This window comes from Candidatus Streptomyces philanthi (genome assembly GCF_059553635.1).
Genome location: NZ_JCANQV010000233.1, coordinates 1 through 9,405, shown reverse-complemented (window position 1 = coordinate 9,405; position 9,405 = coordinate 1). Strand labels below are relative to the sequence as shown.

General features: G+C 73.8%; 5 protein-coding genes. All 5 read right to left on the bottom strand.

Annotated features, from left to right (window positions below; genetic code table 11):
- The coding region (locus AC51EU_RS22680; RefSeq protein ID WP_496268877.1) for a type I polyketide synthase at positions 1-5,275 on the bottom strand (5,275 nt) is incomplete at its 3' end.
- Positions 5,272-6,261 carry an enediyne biosynthesis protein gene (locus AC51EU_RS22675; protein WP_496268876.1) on the bottom strand — a complete coding sequence of 330 codons (990 nt, stop codon included), beginning with the start codon at positions 6,259-6,261 and terminating at the stop codon, positions 5,272-5,274. The genes AC51EU_RS22680 and AC51EU_RS22675, both read right to left, overlap by 4 nt.
- On the bottom strand, positions 6,258-8,144 hold the full coding sequence (locus tag AC51EU_RS22670; protein ID WP_496268875.1) for a CRTAC1 family protein: 1,887 nt from the start codon (positions 8,142-8,144) through the stop codon (positions 6,258-6,260). The genes AC51EU_RS22675 and AC51EU_RS22670 overlap by 4 nt, the downstream gene beginning before the upstream one ends.
- Positions 8,145-8,167: 23 nt before the next feature.
- On the bottom strand, positions 8,168-9,139 hold the full coding sequence (locus AC51EU_RS22665; protein ID WP_496268874.1) for a DUF1702 family protein: 972 nt from the start codon (positions 9,137-9,139) through the stop codon (positions 8,168-8,170).
- 88 nt (positions 9,140-9,227) lie between these two features.
- Entirely contained in the window at positions 9,228-9,398 is a 171-nt protein-coding gene (locus AC51EU_RS22660; protein ID WP_496268878.1) for a DUF1702 family protein, read from the bottom strand.
- Positions 9,399-9,405 lie beyond the last annotated feature (7 nt).

Sequence of the window (9,405 nt, the reverse complement as noted above, 5' to 3'; positions counted from 1 at the left end):
TGTCCGGTTCCACCGCGACCGCGACGGACGCGCCGGTCAGCTCGCCCACCGAGCGCTCCAGGTACGGGCCGAGGAGGGCGGGCGCCCAGGGGCCGCGGCCGTCGCCCTTGCGCACGGCCCGCAGCCGCAGGCCCTCCCAGCGTTCGACGATCTCGCCCCCTGGGGTGCGCACCGCGATGTCGTAGACGTACGTGTCCCCGTCCTGCTCCCGCTCGACGGCCTGGTAGCGCAGTTCCTCCGTGCCGTCGGGCGCCGGGCCGCAGGGGTGGACGCGGTCGACGCCCTGCGGCAGCAGGGTGGCGTGCGGTACGCAGACCTGGTTGCCGTGCATCAGCGCGTCCCGCGTGCCCGGGTCGCCGAGCAGCAGCCGGCCGGGCAGGAAGCCGGCGAACCAGGTGGTGTCCGGCCTCAGCGCCACGTCCGCGTCGACGTGCCGGGCGGCCGCCCGGTGGTAGCGGCGCAGCCGGGTGAAGCGGCCCGCCTGGAAGAGCACGGGGCCGTAGAGGTCCGCCGCCGGGTCGAGCGGTACGGGCGGCAGCGCGGCGCTGGCGCGGTCGGGCGGGCCGTCGGGCACGGGGGCGCCGGTGAAGCGCAGTCGCGCCCGGAAGTGCTCGGCGGCGTATCCGGTCTCCTCGCTGAAGACGGCCGCGGTGACCTCGTCGGTGTCCGTGACGACGGCGGCGACCCGGATGGTCGTGCTGCCGTCCGGCGGGACGACGACGGGCCGCAGGAACTCCGCCCCCTCGATCACCGGCACTGCCGTCCGGCCGAGGGCCGCGGCGGCCACCTGGGTCATCGCCTCCATCCCCATCACCGCGGGGAAGAGCAGGTTCCCGTCCAGTTCGTGGTCGGCGAGGTAGGGGTCGGTGCCGACGCCCAGTGCGGTCTCGGTGACCAGTTCGACGCCGTGGTAGCGGACGAGCGGGGTGCCGGTGAAGCGCAGCAGCGGCAGCGGGGGCAGCGCGTGCCGTACGGTCCCGGTGGTCTCGGTGCGTCCGCTGACGACCACGACGGGGGGTGCGTCCGGGTCCGCCACCAGGCGGCGCAGGACGGCCACGCCCTGGTCGGGCGAGAGGGGCACGATGCCGTCGCGGGTCAGGGACTCGACGACGGAGAGCCGTTCCCCCATGCCGACCCCCGACCACACCGACCACTCCACGCACAGGGTGCGGCAGTGCGGGTGACGCCGTGACAGTTCCTCGGTGAGGCCGGCCAGCCATGCGTTGGCGGTGGCGTAGTGGGCCTCGCCCCGCAGTCCGGCGCGGCCGATGATGCTGCCGAAGGTGACGAGGAGCCGCAGCCGTCCCGGGTCGACGGCGTCGAGCACCGCGCGCAGCCCGTCGATCTTGGGGGCGAAGGTGCGCCGGAAGGCGTCCTGGTCGAGGTCGGTGAGGGCGCGGGGCTCGTTGCGGCCGGCGCCGTGCAGCACGGCGGTGACCGGCCCCCACTCCCCCGTCACCCGGGCCACCGCCTCCCGGACCTGCCGGGGGTCGGTGACGTCGGCGCGTTCGTAGCGCACGGTGTGGCCCGCCTCGGCCATCCGCTTGAGGTTGGCGGCGAGTTCCCCGTCGTCGGCGGGGTCGGAGCGGCCCAGGACGGCCAGCCGCGCGCCGTGGTCGGCCGCGAGCGCCAGCGCGCACTCCGCGGTGATGCCCTTGCCGCCGCCCGTGACGAGCAGGACGTCCGAGGGGCCGAGCGGGGGCGCGGTACGGACGGGGCGTACCGGCAGCGCCCGCAGCACCGGTACGTGCCGCCGGCCCCCGGTGTCGTAGCGGACCTCGGTGAAGCGGGCGGTCGCGGTGACCTCGGCGACGACCCGCTCGACCGCCCGCCCCTCCTGCGCGGGGGCGTCGGGCAGGTGGACGACGGTGATGCGCAGCTGGGGCGCCTCGCCGGCGAGGGTCTTGGCCAGTCCGTCCGCGCCGCGTCCGTGCTGGACCAGGACGAAGCGGTGGTCCTGCGGGGCCCCGGCCGCCGCCTGCGCGGCGGCGAGCGCCGTGCCGAGCCGGTCCGGGGTGCATCCGGGCGGGAGGCAGACCAGGACGCCGGGGCCGGTGCGCGCGCGGGCGAGCCGGTCGCGCAGCGCGGCGGCGAAGGGGTGGTCCTCGTCCGCGAACAGCTGCCAGGGGCCGTCGTCCTCGTCCGGGAGCCGCTGCGGCAGCGGGAGCTCCTCGTGTTCGGGGGCGAAGGCGCGGGCCCAGGCGGCGGCGCCGGGCACCACCGGGGCGCGGTCGCCGTCGCCGGGACGGCCGGTGGCCGCCAGCGTCTCCAGGGCCTCGGCGAGTTCGCGCACGGTGGCGGTGGCGAAGTTGGTCGGGGTGGCGGCCGCGGACACGCCGAGGCGTTGCGCGGCCTGGTTCACGATCTGCCCGACGGTGATGGAGCTGAGGTGCAGCCCGTCCAGCAGCCGGGTGTCGTCGCCGACGGACTCCACGGGCAGTTCGGCGCGTTCGGCGACGAGACGCCGTACCACCTCGACGCCCGGGACTCCGTCGGCCGTGGTGGCGTCCGCGGCGGCGGGGGCCCGCCCGGTGCCCCGGCCGCCGTGGGTCTCGACCTCCGGGGCGCGTTCGCAGGGGCTCTCGAAGAACCGGAACCGCTGCCCGATCTCCAGGGGCCGTACCAGGCGGTCGGAGAAGAGGCGTTCGGTGCGCAGGGGCGCGCCGAGGACGAAGGCCGCGGCGGCCACCCGGAGCAGTCCGCGCAGGGATTCGTCGTCGGTGTCCAGTGCCAGTGCCGGTACGCCGGTGACGGCCGGGGCCAGGGCGCTGAGCACCTGCCCCGGGCCGGCCTCGATCAGCAGGTCGGTCTCCGCCGCGGCGCCCGCCAGTGCCTGGGCGAAGCGGACCGGCCCGGTCATCTGGCGGTGCAGCAGCCCGGGGATGTCGGTACCGGGGGCGAGGACGCCGCCGGTGACGGTCGAGACGATCTGGCGGCGGATCTCCCCGAAGCGTTCGCCGGCGAGGTGCCGGGCGAAGGCGTCGGCCGCCGGGGCCACCAGGGGCGAGTGGAAGGCGTGGGACACGGGGAGACGGACGGGGCGGATGCCGGCCGCCCGTGCCCTGGCCTCCACCTCGGTGACGGCGTCGTCCGGGCCCGCGACGACGGTACGGTCGGGGCCGTTGAACCCGGCGAGCACGGCCGGCAGTCCCGCGACGAGTTCCCCGGCCCGTTCGGGCGGCGCGGTGAGGGAGGTCATGGCGCCCGGGGCGCTGTGCTCGGACATGGTGCGGCCGCGGGTACGCGCGATGCGCAGCAGCGCGTCGGCGTCCAGCGCGCCCGCCCAGTGCAGTGCCGTGATCTCGCCGAGGCTGTGCCCGACCGCGACGTCCGCCGTCAGGCCCAGGGCGTCGAGCGCGCGCAGGGCCGCGAGGGAGCCGGTGACGATACGGGGCTGGGCGTTCTCGGTCGCCACCATGTCCCCGGTGGTGTGCAGCCGGGCCCGCTCGTAGACGTCGGCGGCCTCGGTGAGGCGGCGGCGCAGCGCTCCGCCGCTCGCGCCGCGTCCGGAGCCCTGGCCGGGGAAGAGGTAGCCGATCCTGGCGGGCCCGGTGGCGCGGCCGAGGAAGCCGTGTCCGTCGGGGGTGAGGTGGGTGTGCCGTCCGTCGTCCAGGAGGCCGATGAGGTGCGTCAGCTGCCGTTCGGCGTCCTCCGGGGAGGAGACGACGGCGGCCGCCCGGTAGGGGGCGTCGCCCAGCCGCCGGTGGAGGAGGGCGGCCAGGTCGCCGAGCTGGGCGTAGGAGAGCCGGGGGACGAAGGCGGCGAGTTCCGCCAGGAGGGCGCGCAGTTCCCCGGGCGAGGCGGCGTCGGCGAGGAGGAGTTCCCGGTCCTGGACGGCGGCGGGCAGGTGGCGGGTCCGGCCGCCGGGCCGGGCGGGCGTGGTGGTGTCCGTGGCGTCCAGGACGACGTGGGTGTTGATGCCGCCGAAGCCCATGGCGGTGACGCCCGCGCGGGCGGGTGCGCCGGAGGGCCAGGTTTCGGGGCCGCGCAGGACGCGCAGCGGTGCGCCGTCCTCGGTGAGGAGGGGGTGCGGGTCGACGCAGCCGACGGAGGGCGGCAGGACGCGGGTGTGGACGGCCATGGCGGCCTTGATGAGTCCGGCGACCCCGGCGGCGGCCTTGGTGTGGCCGATCATGCCCTTGACGGAGCCGATGACGGCGGGGGGCCCGGAGGGGCCGGTCGCGGCCCTGGCCCGCATCAGGGCCGTGAGTTCGGTGGCGTCGCCGACGGCGGTGCCGGTGCCGTGTCCCTCGAACAGGGGGACGGTGCCGATGCCGAAGCCGGCGCGGGCGTAGGCCCGGTCCAGCGCCAGGCGGTAGCCGCCGACCTCGGGGCGGGTGATGCCGCCCCGGCCGTCGGAGGAGATGCCCCAGCCGGCGACGGTGGCGTAGACGCGGTGCCCGGCGGCGCGGGCGTCCTCCTCCCGCATCAGGACGACCATGCCGCATCCCTCGCCCGGCCAGAAGCCGTTGGAGCCGCGGTCGTAGACCCGCATCTCGCCCTTGGCCAGGGCGCCGGTCTTGGCGAAGCCGATGATCTCGAACGGGTCGATCGACAGGTCGACGCCCCCGGCGACGGCGACGTCGAGGTCCCCGTCGAGCAGAGACCCGGCGGCCTGGACGACGGAGAGCAGCGAGGAGGAGCAGGCGCCGTCGACGGTGTAGCCGCCACCCTTGAGGTCGAAGTGGTTGCAGATCCGTCCGGCGATGGTGTTGGAGAGGCCGCCGGCCAGGCTGTCCTCGTCGATCTCGGGGAACGGGCTCTTGTACACGTGCTCCACGTCGTCCAGGAGGTCCGCGAGCCGTTCGCCGTCCCAGTCCCGGTCCTGGAGCGCGGCGGCCAGGACGCGGCGGACGTAGGGCCAGCGCAGGCGCAGGACATTGGCGCGGGTGAACTCGCCGGTGAGGGTGTTGCCGACGACGACGCCGGTACGGACCCGGTGCAGGCCGTCGGCGGCCGGGAAGCCGGCGTCGGCGAGCGCGGCGCCCGCGGTGTCGAGGGCGAGCCAGTGGGTGAGGTCGGTCGCCCGGTAGGTGCTTCCGGCGATCTTGTGGGCGACCCGGTCGAAGGAGTAGCCCTCGATGACGGCGGCGTGGCGCGCGTAGAAGCGGTCGGGTACCGCCGGGTCGGGGTCCCAGTAGTCGTCGAGCCGCATACGGGTGTCGGGCAGGCGCCGGAAGGCCCGGCGGCCGGCGAGCGCGTTCTCCCACAGTTCCCGGGGCGAGGCGGCGTCGGGGTAGCGGCAGGCCATGCCGACGATGGCGACGGCGGTCATGCGGGCACCGCCTCCTTTCCGGTCCCGGCGGCCGGGGTGGCGGGGGCCTCCTCGGCCGCGGCGGCCCGGCCGGGCGCGTGCTCCGCCGCGCGCCGGGCACCGAGGTGGAGCCACCAGAGGTAGCCGCCGCGGATGAGGCAGACGGCGGCGGTGGCGAAGAAGATGCCGTAGGCGATGCCGAGGGCGGTGAGGACGCCGTACATCGCGGCGACCCCGCCGCCGAAGGCGATCTGGGAGACCGGCTTGGAGGGGGTGGTTCCGGGGTCGGTGACCATGTAGTTGGTGAAGAGGACGAAGGCGACGCCGGTCATCATGCCGAGTCCGGCGGGGATCGCGGTGCCGAACACCAGGCCGCGGACGACGGCCTGGAGGGCGAAGCCGGTGACCCAGGCGGCGATCAGCCACATCCGGTGCGTCAGCTTGGCGTTGAGCAGGGTCCCGGCGGCGACGATCACCGCGGGGATGATCCAGTCGACGGCCCCGGTGACGTACTCGGTGAAGTGGTACGGAGGCGCGATGCTGGCCCAGGGGAAGAGCAGCAGGATCACGGTGATGCCGAAGTTGGACGGGTTCATGTAGTGGCGGGGCTTGCCGCGTACGGGGGCGCGCAGCACCCATTTGGTGCCGACGGCGACGACGACGCCGAAGACCATCACCCAGAGCCGGTCGTTGACGTACGTCAGCATGTTCAGCGCGAGGGCGGTGATGTGGGAGGGGTAGAGGAACTCCACCACGCCGCGGGGGCCGTTGCCGAGGAAGCGGGGGCGGCGCCGCTCCGCGCGGGCGCCGATCAGTTCGAGGCCGGTCTCGACGGTGTAGGCGGTGGCGAGCGCGATCAGCGGCCAGGTCCAGGGCTGTTCGAAGCCGAGCACCGTGTATCCGAGGATGTTGAAGACGGTGATCGAGAGGGCGAACCGGCGCAGGGCCGTGATGACCTGGGGGGCGTGACGCGGTGCGACAGCTTGCGGTTCTGCCATGTCGGTCACTTCTCCTTCGCCCGGGTGTCGAGCTGGATCGTGTGCCGGCCGTGGTCCAGCCGGAGGTCCTGGTCGTGCACCTGGCCCGAGCGGTCCCGCCATCGCAGATGCGTCGTCACGGGCCCGTGGGCGTTCCTGCCGAGGCCGATGTGCACGTCGTGGCTGCGCTTGCCGGAGTGGCCGCCGCCGCCGTCGACCCTGCTGACGCGCCGGGAGCCGTCCGGCATCGTCACGGTGACCTGGGCGTCCACCACGGGTCCGCCGGAGGGGTGCAGCAGCCGCAGGGAGAGGAAGTCGCCGGTGTCCGGGCTCTCGTTGTGGTAGAAGACGGGCTCGCCCCACTGCCGGGCGACGACCATGTCGAGGCGGCCGTCGCCGTCGGCGTCGCCGGTGGCGATGCCGCGGGTGGGGGTGTGCACGGCCATGCCGAGGGCGTCGGCGAGGTTGGTGTAGCCGCCGTCCGCGCCCTTGGCGAAGAAGCGCAGGGTCTGGTTGCCGCCGAGGTCGTCCCCCTGGCGGACGTGGGGCCACCAGTCGGGGTCCTTGGTCAGCTCGTCGTTGGAGGCGGCGAGTTCCTGGAGCTGGGGCCAGCGGTTGGTCTTGCCCTTGACGAAGCCGGTGGCCTGGGCGATCTCCAGCTGTCCGTCGTTGTTGAAGTCGCCGGTCTTCACGTCCCAGCCCCAGCCGGACCAGGCGGTGCCGAGCGGGGCGCTGCGGTCCTCGAAGGGGGCCTCGCCCTTCAGGAGGCGGGCGCGCAGGTCGGTCTTGTCCGCGGCCCGGTCCAGGAAGGTGAAGTTGCTCTCCTGGATGCCGAAGGAGGTGGTGATGTTGCTGACGAACATGTCGTAGAGCCCGTCGCCGTCCAGGTCGCCGAAGTCGACGCCCATGCCCTTGAAGGAGCTGCGGCCGATCTGCTTGGACTTGGGCACCATCGGGTCGCGGGGGCCCTTCACCTCGGCGAAGGCGATCTTCCCGGGACGTGACCTGTTGTGCAGCAGGGCGGAGGTGCCGAAGTCGTGGGCGAGGAACAGCTCGGGGAGCTGGTCGCCGTCGAGGTCGGTGGCGGAGGCGGCGAGGGTCCAGCCGGTCCGTGTGTCCTTCGGCAGTGCGTCGTCGGCGGGCCGGAAGCCGTGCTGGGTCCAGCGCAAGACGTGGTCCGTGCCGCCGTTGAGGGCGTGGGAGAGCGAGTCGTTCATCTGGACGCCGCCGTCCTTGGACGGGTCCAGCACCGGGCTGTCGGGGAAGTAGTTGCCGATGAAGATGTCGTCGTGGCCGTCGCCGTCGAAGTCGGCGATCGTCACGGCGTTGGTGTTCCACAGCGGCCCGGTGTACTTCGCCGTGCCGGCGCCGGGCACCAGTTCGGTGGGGCGGAAGGAGGCGGGTCCGTGTCCGTCGGAGCCGGGCTCGGCCTGGAAGATGACGGGGGTGCGTCCCCAGTAGTAGACGAGCAGGTCCGTCCGCCCGTCCTCGTTGAAGTCCCCGGCGGCGCAGCCCATCGGGGCCATGGTGTCGCTCATGGGGAGGGGCGCGGGGTCGAGGACGAACGGCCGGTAGCGGTCGGCGCCCTTGCCGGGTGCGGGGGTCACCACCACCTGGTCGATCCGGGGGTCGGTGAGGCACAGGTCGTTGGGGAGTCCGTCGCCGTCGATGTCGTTCATCGCGACCCCGGCGCCGACCGAGGAAATCCATCCGGCGATGTGCTCGTATTTCTTGTTCACCTTGCGGATCGTCTGCTCCTGGTATCCGGAGGGCAGGGCGATCGACATCGGCGTGAAGGCGTACCGGTCCGCCATTTCCTTCGTCTCCGCCGCCGATCTTTCCGGCAGGCGTACGACGGTGAAGAGGCCGACCATGAGCGCGAGCGCGATGGCTCCTGGAATACGTGCGCGCATTGTGCTTTTCATCGCCACGGCGTTCAACGCCTTTCCTGCGAGACGATTTCTTCGGCCACCCGGCGCCGCCATTCCTCGTAGGAACGGCCGTCGGCGGGTGCGGAATCGGCGGGGCGGTGGGCGGAGCACAGCCGGGCCGCTTGCTCCGGCTCCAGTCCGCACAGGACCCGGGTGGCGAGCCCTGTGTGCGGAACGGCCAGCCGGGCCCGCACCCGGGCCTCGGCGGCGAACGCGGCCCCCTGCGCGAGCTGCGGGCGGTGGTGGCCGGCGTGCCGTACCAGCCGGCGCAGTTCGTCCTCGTCGGCGCCGCCCGCGTAGGCGGCGGCGAGTCCGGCCCCGCCGTAGAGGTCGGGCCGGCGCTGCTCGGGGAACTTCCCGATCAGGGCCGCGACATGGTCGGGGTCGGTGCCGCCGACGAACCACAGGGCGCGGCCGATGCCCTGGTCGACGGCCCGCTGGACGTAACCGGCGGGGCCGTCGGGCCAGCGCAGCGCGGTGTCGAGGTACTGCCCGTCCACGTACTTCGCGGTGCGGAAGTACGCCTGGTGGAAGCCGTACCCGTCGAGGATCAGCCATCTGATGGGGCGTTGGGTCCGCGTCACGTCCGGCCACAGGGGCCTCGGGAGCCTGGCCAGGGCCCACCCGATACCCACATACGCCATGTAGACGTGGTGGCGACCCTCCCCGGACAGCAGTCCGGCGAGCCGTCTGCCGCTGCTTCCCGGCAGGGCGTCGAGCACGGTGCAGCCCATGGCCGCGCCCTCGTAGGCGAAGCCGCGGAACCGCGTGGGCACGCCGCTCAGGCGGTGTTCCATCTCCGCCAGGGAACGCGCTTCGACCGCGTCGCCATATCCCCGGAGAAAGGACTGCCCGATGGTCTCCAGGAGTTCCTGGGCGGCCGGGCTTTTCCGGTGGAATCCGCGTTTGTCGAGCCGGGTGGCCGAAACATTGGGTGTGAGAATGCGGCGCCGCAGCGCACGCAAAGGAGCTGACACCGAACTCTACCGCCCCTCCGTGGATTTGGGGTGATGCAATTCACGAATCTACTCGCCGGAACCGATTGCCCGTCTTCTTCGGTAGTGCTCAACCGCCGTCGGCGGCAAGCCGGTCCCTGACATTCCGCCGCCACATTTCATAGGCCGGTACGGGCCCCGGTGTCCCGGGGGGCACCGCGCCGTCGTCGGCGAGCGCCACCGCCGCCTCGCAGCCGAGCCCGGTCAGGGCGTGCACCGCGGCACGGGTGTGGTCCGGCACCAGGCCG